At 71.1% G+C, this 15,601-nt stretch carries 13 protein-coding genes and 1 pseudogene; 1 reads left to right on the top strand and 13 read right to left on the bottom strand.

The annotated features are described in order from the left end of the window. Positions 1-5: 5 nt before the first annotated feature. Positions 6-815: a CpaE/TadZ family protein gene (locus Pka01_RS40120; protein ID WP_203888260.1), complete on the bottom strand. Its 810-nt coding sequence runs from the start codon at positions 813-815 to the stop codon at positions 6-8. A 1-nt stretch (position 816) separates the two neighbouring features. Continuing rightward, entirely contained in the window at positions 817-1,515 is a 699-nt protein-coding gene (locus tag Pka01_RS40115; protein ID WP_203888259.1) for a hypothetical protein, read from the bottom strand. Between the two features lie 749 nt (positions 1,516-2,264). On the opposite strand from Pka01_RS40115, the gene Pka01_RS40110 reads away from it, so the two are divergent. Continuing rightward, entirely contained in the window at positions 2,265-7,037 is a 4,773-nt protein-coding gene (locus Pka01_RS40110) for a type VII secretion EssC family protein (RefSeq protein ID WP_203888258.1), read from the top strand. Between the two features lie 9 nt (positions 7,038-7,046). Here Pka01_RS40110 and Pka01_RS40105 read toward each other — a convergent pair whose 3' ends face one another. The 11 genes and pseudogenes from Pka01_RS40105 to Pka01_RS40055 form a co-directional block, all read right to left on the bottom strand. After that, a complete protein-coding gene (locus Pka01_RS40105; RefSeq protein ID WP_203888257.1) occupies positions 7,047-7,316 on the bottom strand; it encodes a WXG100 family type VII secretion target in 270 nt (89 codons plus the stop codon). 133 nt (positions 7,317-7,449) lie between these two features. Further along, positions 7,450-8,433 (bottom strand): hypothetical protein, encoded by a 984-nt coding sequence (locus Pka01_RS40100; RefSeq protein ID WP_203888256.1) that lies wholly within the window; start codon positions 8,431-8,433, stop codon positions 7,450-7,452. Positions 8,434-8,459: 26 nt separating this feature from the next. Beyond that, positions 8,460-9,146 (bottom strand): hypothetical protein, encoded by a 687-nt coding sequence (locus Pka01_RS40095; RefSeq protein ID WP_203888255.1) that lies wholly within the window; start codon positions 9,144-9,146, stop codon positions 8,460-8,462. Positions 9,147-9,156: 10 nt separating this feature from the next. Next, on the bottom strand, positions 9,157-12,039 hold the full coding sequence (locus tag Pka01_RS40090; protein ID WP_203888254.1) for an AfsR/SARP family transcriptional regulator: 2,883 nt from the start codon (positions 12,037-12,039) through the stop codon (positions 9,157-9,159). A gap of 5 nt (positions 12,040-12,044) precedes the next feature. After that, positions 12,045-12,476: a pilus assembly protein TadG-related protein gene (locus tag Pka01_RS40085; protein ID WP_203888253.1), complete on the bottom strand. Its 432-nt coding sequence runs from the start codon at positions 12,474-12,476 to the stop codon at positions 12,045-12,047. Then, positions 12,476-12,877, bottom strand: coding sequence for a TadE family protein (locus tag Pka01_RS40080; protein ID WP_203888252.1), 402 nt, complete (start codon positions 12,875-12,877; stop codon positions 12,476-12,478). Before Pka01_RS40080 ends, Pka01_RS40085 begins: the two co-directional genes overlap by 1 nt. Beyond that, on the bottom strand, positions 12,874-13,266 hold the full coding sequence (locus tag Pka01_RS40075; protein WP_239116288.1) for a TadE family protein: 393 nt from the start codon (positions 13,264-13,266) through the stop codon (positions 12,874-12,876). Before Pka01_RS40075 ends, Pka01_RS40080 begins: the two co-directional genes overlap by 4 nt. Positions 13,267-13,348: 82 nt before the next feature. Beyond that, a complete protein-coding gene (locus Pka01_RS40070; RefSeq protein ID WP_203888251.1) occupies positions 13,349-13,564 on the bottom strand; it encodes a hypothetical protein in 216 nt (71 codons plus the stop codon). Positions 13,565-13,577: 13 nt separating this feature from the next. After that, positions 13,578-14,495: a type II secretion system F family protein gene (locus tag Pka01_RS40065; protein ID WP_239116287.1), complete on the bottom strand. Its 918-nt coding sequence runs from the start codon at positions 14,493-14,495 to the stop codon at positions 13,578-13,580. Then, entirely contained in the window at positions 14,495-15,415 is a 921-nt protein-coding gene (locus Pka01_RS40060; protein WP_203888250.1) for a type II secretion system F family protein, read from the bottom strand. Before Pka01_RS40060 ends, Pka01_RS40065 begins: the two co-directional genes overlap by 1 nt. Beyond that, positions 15,412-15,601 (bottom strand): annotated as a pseudogene (locus Pka01_RS40055) (CpaF family protein); the annotation flags it as partial. The gene Pka01_RS40060 and the pseudogene Pka01_RS40055, both read right to left, overlap by 4 nt.

The raw sequence follows: 15,601 nt of genomic DNA, 5'->3' as shown, positions 1-15,601 counted from the left end.
ATCGATCATGGCAGCGCTCCGTTCGACGGCTCGGGACTGAGGCGGGGAACGGAGCCCGCACGAGGCGCGTCCTGGTCCGCGACCGTTTCGGCGGCCACGTGGGCGGCCAGCCGCCCGGCCAGTTCGCGGGCCGTACGGATCAGGAGGCTGCGGTCGAGCCGGCCGCCCCACTGGCCGCTGAGCAGGTCGGCCCCCTTCGGGTCGTAGGCGAGGCCCGCGACGAAGGAGACGTCCCAGCCCGACACGATGCGCCGCACCTCGTCGATCGAGGCCCGGTAGGAGCGGGGGTCGGCGATCACGACCACCCCCACGCGCCGGTCGAGCAGGGTGAGCCGCTCACGGAGATGGGCGACGTGGTCGAGGCTCGCCCGGGTGAACAGCACCACCGCGTCGGCGGCGGCAAGCAGGTCGTTCGTCTGCGGATACAGGCCCAGCCGTCCGCAGTCGGCCAGCACGTCGGCCTCCGGCACCGCGGCGAGCGCGCGGCCGAGCGTCCCCCACAGCCAGGTCAGACCCGTGGCCTGTTCGCCGTTGGTGAGCCCGGCGAGCACGTCGAGGCCGCCGACGAGCTTCTGCGTGTGCTCGTGGATCTGGTCGGCGCTCAGGCCTCGTCGCGCGACGGCGCCGAGACTGAGCAGGCCGCGGCCGGGGTTGAGGACTCCGCCGTCCAGCGCGGGAAGACGGTAGGCCAGGTCGCCGCCCGAGGGGTCGCATTCTGCGAGCAGCACCGCGTTCGGCCAGACGGCTCCGAGCGCGGTCGCCGCGGTGGTCACGCCGGGCGATCCCTTGTCAGCTGCCAGTGCGATCAGTGCCACGTCACTTCGCCCCGGGCAGAGCGATGAGGGCGATCTGCCCGTTGGAGGCGTACAGCGCCACCGTCGGGGCGATGCTCGCGTCGACGACCACCGAGATCAGGCCGCTCGACGATCTGCTTTCCGGGTCCCCCACCCGGGTCACCAGGGACTCGTTGGACAGGATCCGTTGCGTCGTCCCCGTCTGACCGGCGGTCTCCTTGGCCCCGGACGGCACGTAGATCACCTGGACGACGTCGCCCTTGGCGAGTCCGAGGGGCATCTGGCCGTCCTTGAGGGCCAGGCCCACGATCGCCTTGCCGGGACCCAGCGCGCTGTTGCTCTTGGAGACCATCCGATCGGTCAGCAGCGTGCCGGGCAGCAGGGTGACCGCCGCGTAGGTCTTCTCGACCTGGTCGCTGAACTTCCACGAGACGTAGTCGATGCCCGTGTCGGCGATCTGGACCTCCTGGATGGCGCTCGCCGGTATGAGCTCCCCCGCGCCCACCTGTTCGACGATCCGTACGGCGGAGACGCGGTCACCGGTGCGCATGACGAGCAGGGTGGTCCCGAGAGCCCCGATGAGGATGAGGAAGACGGCGAGCGCGGCGAGCGCGGGTTTGCGCTCGCGCGGCGGCACGGGGAGCTTGCGGGCCGAAGGCCCGGACAACCCGTTGGCCGCCATGGCGCGACCGTCCTGGGCAGGCTTCTCGCTGATCCTCATGGGTGGGGGGCTCCCAAAGATGATCGATCCCGTGTTTCGGGCCGCTCGAATTCGTTTACGGTCCGGCTTGTCGCTCCGAATTCACCACATTATGGACGGTTTCCGACCGCCCTGTCGCTGCTTAGGGGCGACCCATGCTTATCGGTTAGTAATGCCCCTGTCAACGCTCGATCATTGATAACTATGCGCGCAAGACGCTTTATGAAAGAGCAATTCCGTGATAGAGGACATTCACATTATTCACATATGTCACATCCGTCACATACATCATCGCGATCACGTCGGAGTCCGACCGGGATCGCCGTACGGCAGGGGCGACCGATTCTCCCCTTCACCACGGTGACCTGCGGCGGGCCGGTTTTCGACGATCATGTGACAGGAGTGAGAAGAGTTCATGTCCATCGGCGGAACGACGTACGTCGACCGCCGGGACGAAGCGGCCGACTCACCCCGGAACGAGGCGTGTTCACCTCCCGGCCGGTCCGCCGGGGGATCCGCGTCCCGGCGTCAATCTTGTCCGGTCACCCCGCCTTCCGCCGGAGAATCGACGGAAAGGTGATCGCTCCGCGCCGAATCGATCTTTACCGATTCCGGTCAACCTCCGCGGAACTCCGAGACCTACGGATACCGTTTCTCACCGGAAGCCGCCGGGAAATCCTCCTTGTCCGTGAGGAGATCTTCACTCCGGTGTCTCCGGATGGCACTCTCTCAACGGGAAACCCCCCGAACCACCGTCCGGGAGTCTGCGCATGCGGATATCGATCACCGTGGTCACCGAGCACGGCCGGCGCGAGGTGATGGTCGAGGGCGACGAGACGACCACGGTCTCCAGGCTCGCGGCCGCGCTCGACGGCTCCTCGAGCCGCCTGTCCAACGTCGTACGGCTCCCGCGCACGCGCGCGCCGTACGACCTCGACCGGGACAGGCGGGCGCCGGTCCCGGAGACGAAGCTGTGGCTGGACGGGCGTCCGCTCGACCCCGACAACCTGGTCTTCGGCCTGCTGCGCGACGGCGACCTCGTCGCCGTGGACGGCCACGCGGCGCCGTCCACACTGACGGAGGAGCCGGACGGCGTGGCCGAGGTCCGCGTGGTCGGCGGTCCGGGAGCCGGAGCCGTCCACCGCCTGGGCCTGGGCAGCCACACCATCGGCGCCGACCCCGCGTGCGCGATCACCGTGGCCGACCCGAGGATGCCGCCGCAGGCGCTCGTGCTCCGCATCACTCCCGGCTCGATCGCCGTCGAACCGGCCCGCCAGGCCCAGGAGGGCGCTCGCCTCGGGGGCGAGCCTCTCACCGGGCCGTCCCTCTGGCGCGAGGGGACGATGCTCGCCTGTGGGGGCTCGGTCCTGTCCATCGGCCCCGTCGACCCCCCGGACGCCCATCTGGACGCGCTTCCCGACGGAGGGCTGGCCTACAACCGCCCGCCCCGACTCAACCGGCCCGAGGCGTCCCGGCGGATCGTGGTGCCGGCCGAGCCCGTGCGCGCGGAGGGCATCAGGCTCCAGGTGCTCGCCGCGTTCCTCCCGGCGGTGTTCGGACTGGTCATGATGCTGGTCACCGGCCAGTGGTACTTCCTGCTCATCGCCCTCATGACCCCGATGATCATGATCGGGCAGTGGGCGGGAGACCGCAGACACGGCAGGAAGAAGCACCGCCAGGCCGTCAAGGCGTACAAGGAGCGGCTGACCGCCGTCGAGGCGGAGACGGCGAAGGCGGTCGAAGACGAGGAGAAGGCCCGCAGGAACGGCGCGCCCGACCCCGCGGAGGTCCTGCTCACCGCGACCGGCCCGCGACGGCGGCTGTGGGAACGGCGGATCCACGACCAGGACGCCCTCCGCCTGCGCGTCGGCCTGGCGGACCTGCCCGCCGATCTCGAGTTCGAGCCGGAAGGCGGGACCCGCTCCGACGCGCCGCCGCACGAGCAGCCCACCTGTCACGACGTTCCGGTCGCGCTGGTCATGCGGCGGCTCGGCGTCGCGGGCGTCACCGGCCCGAGGGAGGTCGCCCTCGGCTGCGCCCGCTGGCTCGTCGGTCAGGCGGCCGCCCTGCACAGCCCGCGTGACCTCGCCGTCGTCGTGTTGTCCGCGAACGACGACAGCGCCGCCGAGTGGGACTGGGTCCGCTGGCTGCCGCACTGCGCGGCCGAGGGCCCGTCCCGCGGCGGGTCTCTCACGACCGACTCCGTCGCGCTGGTCGGCGCGGACCCCGAGTCGGCCGCGCACCGCGTGGCCGAGCTCGCCGCCCTGATCGGCGAGCGCCTGGACGGCGACGGCAAGGCGGGGCCGTTCGAAGCGGCCATGCACCCTCCGCGGCTGACGGGCGGCCCCTCCGGATGGGCGGAACTCGGGCGCTCGAGCTCGGCCTCGGGCACGCCCGACCCCGCCTTCACCGCGTACGACGAACGCCCCTTCGACGTGCTCGTCGTCCTCGACGGCGCGAAGACGCTGCGCGGGCTGCCCTCGATGCCGCAGGTGCTCCGGCAGGGACCCCGGGCCGGGGTCTACACCATCGCGATCGACGACGACGAGCGGCTGCTCCCCGAGGAGTGCGCGACGGTCGTCGCCTGCGACGCCGACGGGACCGTACGGCTCCGCGGCGGCGGCCTCGATCCCATCGGGGACATCCGGGCCGACCAGGTCTCGGTGTCGTGGGCCGAGCGCGTGGGCCGGGCCCTCGCTCCGTTGCGCGACGTGAGCAGGGACGACCCCTCCTCCACGTTGCCGGAATCCGTCCGCCTGCTCGACCTGCTCGGGCCGCTCGACGTCCCCAAGCAGTGGGGCCGATCGACCCGGGCGCTCATCGGACTCGGGCCGGACGGGCCGTTCGAGATCGACCTCAGCCGTGACGGACCGCACGCCCTGGTCGCGGGAACCACCGGGGCGGGCAAGTCGGAGTTCCTGCAGACACTGATCTGCTCGCTGGCCGTCGTCAACCGCCCCGACGAGATGACGTTCGTGCTCGTCGACTACAAGGGCGGCGCCGCCTTCAAGGAGTGCGTACGGCTCCCGCACACGGTCGGCATGGTCAGCGACCTCGACGGCCACCTGACCCAGCGCGCCCTGTCGTCGCTCGCCGCGGAGATCCGCAGGAGAGAACGGCTCCTGCTCGACGCGGGCGCGAAGGACATCGAGGAGTTCCACCGGCTCCGGTCCAGGGGCTCGACCTGGGTGCTCGGGGCGGGAGGCGTGCGCAGGACGGAACGCAGGACCGGCAGCAGCGGCATCTTCGGCGATCCCGGCGCTGACGAGTCCGGCGACGAGGCCGCGGCCGGGCCGCCGCCGCTGCCGCGGCTGATCCTGGTCATCGACGAGTTCGCCGCATTGGTGTCCGAGTTGCCCGACTTCGTCGAGGGACTCGTGGACATCGCCCGCCGCGGCCGTTCGCTCGGCATCCACCTCATCCTCGCCACCCAGCGGCCCGGGGGCGTGGTGACCGCGGACATCCAGGCCAACACCTCGCTGCGCATCGCGCTCCGCGTCACCGACCCCAGGGAGTCGGCCGACGTCATCGACGGCCCGGAGGCGGCGCACATCTCCCGGACGACACCCGGACGCTGCTACGTCCGGTCGGGATCGAGCGCGGCCGTGGCCGTGCAGACCGCGAGGATCGGCGGGCGTGCTCCCGGAGGCGCCGAGGGACGCGACGCCGACGAGGTGCGCGTGGTCGACCTGCCATGGCACCTGCTCGGGCGTCCTCTGGCCGTCGTGGCCAGGACCTCCGCCGCGGGAACCGATCTCGCCCAGCTCGTGGACGCCCTCGGCGAGGCGGGCCGCGCCGTCCCCGCCCAGCCCAGCCCGTGGCTGCCGCCCCTGACCGACCACATCGTCCTGGACGAGGTGCCGGAACCGGTCAAGGACGACCGGCCGCGGCACCCCTACCCGGTGGCCTCGCAGGAGGTGCCGCCGCTGGCGTTCGGGATCACGGACCTTCCGTGGGAGCAGGCGCGGCGGCCTCTCGCGCTCGACCTGCGGCAGGGCGGCCATCTCCTCATCGCGGGGACGGCGCGCAGCGGCCGTTCGACGGCGCTGCGCACGATCGCGGGGTCGATCGCGTCCTCGGCCTCACCCGAGGATGTGCACATCCACGCCGTCGACTGCGGCTCGGGAGCGCTGTTGCCACTGGTCGGACTGCCGCACTGCGGCGCGGTCGTCACCCGCGACCAGCTCGACCGGGTCGAACGGCTGCTCGCGCGCCTGCGCACGGAGGTCGGCCGGCGTCAGCAACTGCTCGCCGAGGCCGGATACGCCTCTCTCGCCGAGGCCCGCGCCGCCGCGCGTTCGCACGCCGGAGCAGGCGACGCGCTGCACGACTTCGGCGACGCGGCCGGGCGGCTGCCGTGGCTCGTGCTGATGGTGGACCGTTGGGAGGGGTACGTCGCCGCGTTCGAGAACTACGACTACGGGCGGCTGGTGGACGCGCTGCTGCAACTGCTCCGGGAAGGACCCGCGGTCGGCCTGCGCGCGGTCGTCACCTCCGACAGGTCGGGGCTACTCGGGCAGATCTCGACGTTGTTCGAGGACCGTCTCGTGCTCAGGCTCGCCGACCCGGCCGACTACGGCCTCGCCGGGCTGCCCGTGCGCAACCTGCCGCGCTCGATGGCGCCGGGCCGGGCGTTGTCGACGGGCGAGCACGGCCTGGTCGAAAGTCAGATCGCGCTGTTGTCGGACGATCCGGCCGGCCCCGCGCAGGTCGCCGCGCTGCAGGAGCTCGGCCGTACGGCACGGGCCCGGTTCGGCGGCTCCCTGCACCGGCGCGGATCGTGGGCCTGGCGGTCGGAACCGCCGCTGCGGGTGGACGCGTTGCCGGTGCGGATCACGGCCGACCAGGTCCTGGAGCTGGACCCCGCGTTCGAGCCGCCGTCGCCGCTGTGGGCGCTCCTCGGCGCGGGCGGCGACACCCTCCACCCTCTGGGCGTCGACCTGCTGGCGCAGGGTCCGGCCGCCGTCGTCGCGGGCCCCGCGCGCTCGGGCAGGTCGTCGTGTCTGCTGACCGCCGCGCGCTCGCTGCTGCAACGCGGTGTCCCGGTCATCGCCGTCACTCCGCGGCGCAGCCCGCTGCGTGATCTGGCCGGTTCGCCGGGCGTGCTCGCCGTGCTCGACGGCAACTCGCGGAGTGTTGGCGGCAACGAGCCGGACGACTTCGGCGGGCTGCCGGGCGCGAACGATCCGCTGGCCCTGGTGGCGGCGCACCGGCGCTATGTGCTGCTCGTCGACGACGCGGAGCTGATCTCCCCGGAGTCGATGCTCGGCCTGGCCGTGGAGGAGATCCTCCGGATGGCGAGAGATGGGGAGCACGGGCTGCTCATCGCGGGTGCCACGGGTGACCTCGCGACGGCCTACCGGGGGTTCGCGGCCGAGGCCCGCAAGTCGAGGACGGGGCTGCTGCTGTCGGTGCAGAGCCCCGCCGACGGCGACCTGTTCACTGTGCGGCTTCCGCGGGGGGCCGTCGGCGGCCCGCCGGGACGCGGTCTGCTGGTGATCTCGGGCACCGCGACCCCGATCCAGGCCGCGCTGCCCGCCTGACTCGACGCGCTACCGCGTGGCCGACTCGATGTTGCCGCGGTAGGTGGTGATGACCCGGGAGGCCTCGTTGAGCTCTTCCGACATGCGCTGGAAGGCGGCGCGGTAGCTCTGCCACGCCTCGTTGAAGCGCTGCGCGCCCGGTCCGGTCCAGGCGGTGCCGACCTTGGCGGACTCGCGGTCGAGGATGGCCATCGTGGCCCGGACCTGATCGGCCTGCTGGGTGAACTGCGCGGCCATGCTCTGCATCTGCGCGGGGTCGCCGCCGAGCAAGTTACTCATTCGGACTCCTTCGTCGACAGGGGGCGACCTCACGGTAGATCGCCGGTCAACTCTGTGAAGGATTCATGCCAAGTGGCTATACCGCCAGGTTCAGCGGTACAGCCACTCGGTAAGCGCCCGTGCTCCTCGCCGATCAGCCGTTCGCCACCGACTGGATCTCGTCCACGACGATCGTCTTCTGCGAGTCCATGACCACCTCGTCGTTGATGCCCGCCGCCGGAACGTTCGAGGTGACCCGCCAGTGCTGCGTCACGGTGATGGTGTACGGCCCGCCGGTGGACGCCCGGGCGAACTGTATGTAACACCCGTCATCGGGCTTCATGCCGGCACTGTAGTTCGGGCACGTCGTCTGATTGCGGATCGTGTCGACGGCGCCGTCGGTCGTGATCGTCACCCCTTCCGGCACGGCGGTGATGGTCGCCGTGAGGTACGGGACTCCCGCGATTGCCGCGGTCACCCCGAGTTCTCCCACCGGGGGAGCTCCGGGACCTGGCACGCTGACCATGGTCTCCAAACCCACGTAACTCCGGTAGACACCGTCCGCCGCCGGAGGGTTCAGTTCGAAAGTCGGCGTGGGAAGGGTGAGATTGGCCCGGGCCATTCGCGCCAAGTCCGCCTGGTCGATGAGGTCGTCGCGCGGATCGATGGGGGGTTGTGCACCCACGTGGATCCACAATTCCTTCGCGTTGAAGCAGTCCCATCCGGCGTCTGTGTCGTCAGCGGTCAGGAACCAGAAGACCTTCCCCGGCTCGTTCTCGTAGGGCTTGATGTCCTCGAGGGTGTCGTTGTACCACTCCAGCGCGTCCCGCTGGTCCTCAGGACCCTGGTGGTGCCACACGAAACGGATCCGGCGGGTCCACTCCTGCATACCGGCGTAGTCATACCTGGGCTCGTACCAGCAGTGAACCGGCTCGGCGTTGGTGGAGGGCGCCGTGTTGGGAGTGCCGTCGTAGCCCGACCCGGAGAACCGGACTTGGGACCTGACCCAGGCCTCGAAGTTGCCGTTGCCGTCGCCGCCCCCGCCGCTGGTGTCACCGTCGCCAGCCCCGCCGATGGGGTCGGCGTACGTGGGGATCGCGGTCATCAGAGCGGCGAGAAGCACCGCCGCGATCGTCAAGACCCTTCGTAACTTCCTTGGCGCCTTCATCGGCACTCCCCGCCGGAGGAACTCGTCACGGACACGGGCTGGTAGGCGCGCACGCGCCACAGGCCCTCGGAACCGGGGACCATGATGACCCGGATCTTGTATCGAGAGGTCTTCTGCTTGCCGAACGTCCAGCTCACCTTGCCGGTGGTGAGGTTCTTCGTGCCCGCCTTCGACTCGTCGCCGCAGCCGACGAGGGTGACCGACTTGGCGCTCACAGAAAGCGTGTGCAGGTCGTGAACGCGGACCACCCCGGTCGGCCGCACGTTCTCCGCCTTCCACCCCGACACGACCCGGTCGAAGAGATCGGTGCCGTACACGGCGGAACCGGACGCGACGTAGTCCAGGTAGCGCTTGTCCTTGCCCTCGGTAGAGATGGAATACCACCAGGCGTTCCAGAAGTCGCCGAAGTCCTTGACGGCCTTGGCCGCCTTCGGCTGCGGAGTCTCGGCTTGGTAGACGACCTTGAAGTCCGAGGGGAAGGCGGGCCCGGCCGCGGGAGCCGCGCTGGGCGAGGCGGCCGTGCTCGGCGAAGCGGCCGCCGTGGAGGCCGGGGCGGCCTCGGGCGTCGGCCGGAAGCCCTGCGCCGGCTCCGAACCGCAACCCGCGACCAACGCGGCGAGCGCGGCAACGGCAACGGACGCCACCCCTAGGCGACCCTTCGAGACGACGATGTCAGCGACCATATGGTTCCTCCTATCCGGCGGCTCGCGCCGGGGCGGGTAGAAGTTCCTGGATGAGCGCCTCGGTCTCGGGGACCAGGCGACCCTGGTAGCGGGACGTGGCCGCCCAGCGGCGCAGGGATTCGACCCAGTGCCGCAGCGTGTCGACGTCCCCGGTGGCGTGGGCGGCCCGCAGCAGCTCTCGCCAGAGCGGTTCGTCCTCGTCCGACATCCGCAGCCCGGCCTGGGCGGCGGTCATGGCGCGCGCGGGGTCACCGGCCGCCAGGAGGAGCTGGGACAGGCGCCGTGCCGCGTCGGAGACGCGCGCGGACACCTCGTACACGAGCTCGTCGCCCGCCAGCCACAGGTAGCGGCCCGCGGGATGCCCGTGCAGGAACGGCCCGCGGACCAGGTCGAGCGCCTGGCCCAGGCGGGCGGCCTCGGTGGCCGGGTCGGACCGCGACAGCCGTACGAGCTCGCGGAAGACCAGCCAGTCGACCCGCACCTCGGGCCCCAGATGGAGGCGGCCCTGGTCGTCGGCGAACAGGTTGGACCGGCCCTCGCTGTCGATGCCGAGCCATTCCCTGGTGCGGGCGATGGTGGCGTCGCGCACCGGCGCCTCGACCCCGCGCGGCCACAGCGCGCCGGCGAGGACCTGCGGATGCACCCCACCCGGGTGGGTGGCGATGTAGGCGACCAGCTCCATGCAGAGCGGCAGCCGTTCCTCCTCGAGCGGCCGAGGGCCGACGATCTCGACGGATCCGAGCACCCGGACGTCGACGGAGGGCCGGAATCCGGGGTGCAGCTGGGAGGCCGCGGGACCAGAAGGCTCCGGGTCCTCCATCGCGACCCCCGGCTGGCCGGCCGCCCGGAACAACTCGATGACCTGCGCGTACTGCTGCTGCGGCAGCAACTGCCCGTGGACGTCCAGCCCGAGGGCGCCGACCCGGGCGCGGCCGTCCGGCGACAACTCCCACGTCCACGAGGCTCCGCGGATCTCCTCACCGGCGACGAGGTAACCCGAGGACAGGCGGGTCCCCGTCTGGGCGAGCTCGGCCAGCCGCGCGGCCTCCGCCTCGGTCGGCGGCACGGCCGTCAGCAGATAGACGGGCATCCAGGCCTCGCCGTACACGCCTCGAGAACGGCCGGTCAGGACCGAGCCCACTCCGGAGGCCTGCAGAGCGCGGCTCACGTCGGCGGCGCGCGCCTCCAGTTCCGGCAACGCCTCGGCGAGGGTCGGGTGAACCGAGATCCTGTCGGGGGCGATCAGCGAGAGCTCCTCGCCGAAGCCCACGAGGACGAGCCGCATGTGGTCGGACCAGCGGTTGGTGGCGAGTTCCACGGCCATCGCGGCGAGCGCGGCGGACACCACGTGCGACCTGCCGCGCAGGTTGATCAGGCCCTGCGCGGCCTCGAGGTCGACCAGCACCCGGCCTGCGTCGCTGGTCCCGAGGGAGACCAGCCCGGGGTAGGGGGCGAAGATGTCGGGAAGGTCGGGCAGCCGGTGACCGTCGTTCGCGGTCAGCCGCCAGATCCGGCCGCCGTCGAGGGCGGCCCACGGCGCGGGCGCCTCCTTCTCCGGAGGATGGATCCACAGGTCGAGATGTGTGGAGGCGAGGAAGGCCGCGAACACCGTCGGAGGCGTACGGCCCTGCTTCGCGAGCTCCTTGCTCAGGTGCCGCAAGCCGACGTCGAGCAGCCGGGATCCGTGCGGGTCGGCTCCCAGCAGCAGCGCCATCTCCGCGACCGCGGCCTCCCCCTCGGGGTTGGGCAGCCTGCTGCCGAAGGCGCGGTCCCACAGCTGCCTGCGCCTGCGGCCGCCGAGTACGGCGAGCAGTCCCGCCGCGGCGAGGGACGCGGCGGCGAGGAAGTCGGGCCAGGACTCCACGACGCCGGACACGACGTCGGAGGACGCCGTGGAGTCCGCGTCCTGCTGATGAGCCTTGACGACCGCCGTCGTCTCCGCCTCACCCGCGTCAGGCGACTGCTGCACGGTGGGCGTGTGGGTGGGCGCGGCCTCGGAACCGCCCGCGCCGCCGACATCACCTGCCTTCGCGGCCGGCTTGGTGACCTCGGGCGAGTCATCCGCGTCCGTCTGCGCGTAGTGGGTGTCGCCGTCGAGTTCCACCGGCTTGTCCGGATGCCGGTGGAGCGTCTCGGGACGGTCCTGGTCCTGCGAGACGACGTGGACGTTGATCGCGTCGTCGGGCATGTCGAGCACCCAGCCGACCCTGATGAGGTCGGCCATCCGCAACTTTGAGCCGTCGGGCTGCTCCCTGTGCTGGTTGAGCTGGTAGATCTCCTTGTAGCGGCGGCCCTCCCCCAGGCACTTCTCCGCGATCTCCCACAGGCTCTCGTGGTGACGCCCGTGCGGCGGCTGGACGACGTACACCTTCTTGGTCTTCTGAACCGGGGCGAGCGCCTCTCGCGCCTGCTCCACCTGCTCGGCCTCCGGGGCCTGCTGGGCGACCACGGCCGTGGCCGTGTGCTGGTGCGGCGTCGCCGCTGTCAGCGCCTGAACCGCGGGCGCGATGACCGCGGTCGCGGCGAACAGCAGGAGCGCGGCGGTGACGAGCCGGTGGGCGAGCGCCTGGGGACCCGACGCGAACGGCACGCGCGCCGGAACCCCGGCCCTTCTGATTCCCGCGATCAGCTCGACCACGACGCAGGCCACCAGCTGGAGCCACGCGAGCCACACCACGACGGCGAGCATGTCGAGGACCGAGCTGAGCCCGACGTCCTGCGTGAGCATGCTCAGCGAGAATCCGCCTTCCGGGAGCGGCGAGCCGAAATAGCGCACCAGCGCGTACGGCACGCCGCCGATGAGCCCAGCGAGCGCGAGAACGGCCAGCAGCCCGAAGACGACGTCCGCGGCGGATCGCCGCGCCTTGATGTGGACGGCCTGTCGTGGCGACATGCCGGTCATCCCCCAATTCCGGTCAGTGGCCCGGCCGTGGCCGTCGCCTCACGGGTTCCCCCGGAGACGCCGAAGGCGGCCAGGAAATACGTGTCCCAGGTCGTCCGCACGGTGACCGTGACGTGCTGGTCGTCGGGCAGGCCGCAGGCGAGACGCACCAGCCCCGCATCCCCGTGTTCGGCCACGATCGCGTCGGCCCTGCCACACGCGGTGGCCTCGTCGCTGATCCTGACCTGGCCCGTGTCGCGGAGATAGTCGGCGTCGATCGTGTCGGCGCCCGCACGGGCCGCCTGCTCCGCGACGTCGGCGGCGCGCAGATAGGCGTTCATCATCGACGACAGGTCGACCAGCATCCCGGCGAGCCCCAGCCCCATGAAGGCGAACCCGACCATGAACACCGAAAGCGAGCCGCGCTCGTCGTTCGCTCTCAATCTCACTACTGGATCCTCCGGAACTGCTCGAGCGGCACGACCGACGTGCTGCTCATGCTGAACGACGGCGCGAAACCGAACCCGCTGACCGCGCTGAGGTCGACCACGCAGCCGACGGTCACGCGGACGCGTCCGCCCTGCACCCAGTCGGTGCCCGTCAAGCTCACGTTCGGTCCACCGGCGCAGTCGAGCCCCTGCGCGGCCTCGGCGGCGGCCGCCGCCGCCGAACCCTGGTCGCGCTGGACGGAGGCCGCCCGTGCGGCGTCGCGTGCCGCGCCGTCGATCTCGCCCTTGGCCTCCACGATCCGGGCGGCGCCCACGATGAACAGCAGGAAGATCAACATGACTGGCGCCAGCAGCACCGCCTCCACCGCCATCGAGCCCCGCTCGCCCCGCCCGCGCGTCACTGGCAGTCTCCGTCTCCGTCGTCGGGCCGGAAGCACTCGATCGGGCCGCCGAACCGCGAGGTGATGGTGAAGGTCATGCCCGGCAGCAGCGGGACGGCGGAGACGACGTCACCGGTCACGGTTACGCCTCTCTGATCCCCCTGCTGCCACGCCTGGACGGAGGCGTTCTCCAAGACCTTCGCGCCGACGAGCGCCACACGCGACTGCGCCTGAGTCTCCGCCGCCGCCTGCCAGTTGCCCGCGCCCGGCCCGGTGCCTGCCGCGCGCGCGACGCGCGCTCCCACGCGCGCCGCGCCGTCCGCGATCTGGCGTGCGTGGAAGACGAGCGCCAGCTGAACGACGAGCAACATGATCATCAATACGACCGGCATGAGCAGAGCGAGCTCCACCGTGGACGCACCCCGTTCCGGGTTCGTCCCTTTCGGCGAGAAGCTCTCCATCACATCCACCGGCGATTCGTGATCAGCCCGCTCAACCACCGAAGCTGTCAGAGATGTCGGCCTGCTTCTCCGTCACGAGGTTCTGAATGAGCGTGGCGAGGCCAAGTGCCACCGCGGCGATGATCGCCGTGATGATGACCCACTCGACGGCCGAGGCACCCTTGCTGGGCGCCGTCCGTGCACGGTGGACACGCACGTTCAGCATCGCGATGAAGTAGTCGAAACCAGGGGGGAGGAACTTGTTCATCATTGCTCCACTTCTACAAACCCAGCATTTTCATGGCGGCGGGGAAGCTCAGGAAAACGAGGAAGCCGGCGCACAGCAGGAGTTGCGCCACCAGCATCGACTGGGAGCGCTCGCCGGCCTCTCCCTCGATCTCGGCCAGTTCGCGCCGGCGCATGGTCTCGGCTCTCGCGGCGAGTGACTGTCTGACCTTGGCACCGTCCTCGGCCACCAGGCCGAGAGCCGCCGACAGGTCCCGGAGTTCGTCGAGGTTGACCTCCTCGCCGAGTTGGCCGAGGGCCTGCCACGGGGTGATGCCGACGATTCTGGCGGTGGACAGGGCATCTCTGATGCGGACCATGGCCCAGCTGTGGCCCAGCGAGGACGCCATCATCAGCGCCTCGGGGACGCCTCGGCCTCCGGCGAGATTCATCGCCACCAGGTCGAGGAACGCGCCGACCACGTGCCGGAAGTCGCGTCGCTTGACCGCGGCGTCCCGCTTGATCTGCAGGTCGGGGAGCATGAAGAAGATCCCGGCGATCACCAGGGCCGACCACAGCGGCACGGTCAGGTTGACGCTCACGCCGATCAGGGACACCCACCCCGCGATGATCGGCGCCGCGAGCAGGCCGGAGGCGCCGAGCAGGGCCTTGGTGGCCAGGAATCCTTCGAACGACTTGCCCAGGAGGGCCAGGTCCGCCTTAACGGAGCGCTGTTCCCAGCCCCGGGCCGTGTAGAAGGCGGCGACGGCGTCGCCGACTCGCTGCCTCAGCGGGCTGACCACTTCGTCCGTCGTCACGACGCTGACCCTGGCCTGGGAGTCGTGCCGCCGGGCGTCCAGGGCCGACAACCGCGCGGCGACGCCGGGCTTCGACGGGAAGAGGAATCGCCCCAGCGCGAAGAGGCCGAGGCCGATGAGAGCCCCGCCCAGCAGCGCCGCTGTCACGTTCGACATCAGATCCCCACCTCCTGCGCCGTCTCGCGTAACGGAGCGCCGAACCCGTCGGGCAGCTGCGGTATGACCATCTCGCCCAGCAGACGCTCTGGCTTGGTGAACTTCGCCAGGCGTCGCATCCAGGCGAATCCGGCACCGAACAACAACGCCACCACGAGCAGGACGAGCTGACCGAGCAGACCCTGATATTCGTCGACGTACGAGCGGTTGAAGATGACCAGTGCCGCCGCGAAGGCCAGCGAGGCACCCACGACGATCTGGACGCCGCGACGCGTGGACCGGCGCTCCGCCCCGACTTTGCGCCGCATGTCGAGCTCCTCACGGGCCGACCCCGCGAGCGCGGTCAGCACCTCACGCAGGCCGGGCCCGCGGAGTTTGGCGTTGAGGATCAGCGCCGCGATGACCAGGTCGGCGGAGGGGTCGTCGAGGTCGTCCGCGAAGCGCTGCAGCGCGTCCGGGAGCGACATCCGCGTGTAGAGCCGATCGACGAGCGCTTGCAGGTGGGGCCGCAGGGAGGGCGCGGCGGCCCGGATCGAGGCGGGGATGGCCTGCTCCAGACCGGCGGCGCCGGCGATCGTGTCGCGCAGCGACTCCGTCCAGGCCGCGAGGGCCTCCAGGTTCTGCATGGCCTTGCGCTCCTCCGCCGCGCCGCCGGCCAGGCCATGCCATGCCACGACGAGGAACCCGGAACCGATCGCGATGACCGGCCAGCGTGTGATGGCAAGGACGACGGCTCCCACGATCACGGCCAGGCCGACCCGGCTGGTCAGCTTCGCCAGCATCTGCTTGCGCTGCTGAGAACGGCTCGGCATACCCGGCCGCCGCTCGACCCCGCGGATGGCGGTGAAGAGGAGGAACAGGCCACCGCCCATGCCCACTCCGGCGAGGATGGCCAGAAGCATCTGGTTCACGGCGTTCATGACCATGCTCCGTAAGCCGTGTCGTAGCCGAACCGCGCGAGCTCGTCGGCGCATGAGATCGGCGCGTGCGGCACGGCCACGCCGTCCGGGCCCTGGGCGAAGACCTCGGAGGACAACACGCGCCCGTCGACGCCGGTGACCTCGCGCACGCTCTGCACGAACCGGCGCAACCGGCCGCCCCTGTTG

Origin of the sequence: Planotetraspora kaengkrachanensis (assembly GCF_016862895.1) — a bacterium.
GTDB classification, from domain to species: domain Bacteria; phylum Actinomycetota; class Actinomycetes; order Streptosporangiales; family Streptosporangiaceae; genus Planotetraspora; species Planotetraspora kaengkrachanensis.
Note: the sequence above shows the minus strand (reverse complement) of the source record. Positions and strands in the feature narration are given on the sequence as shown.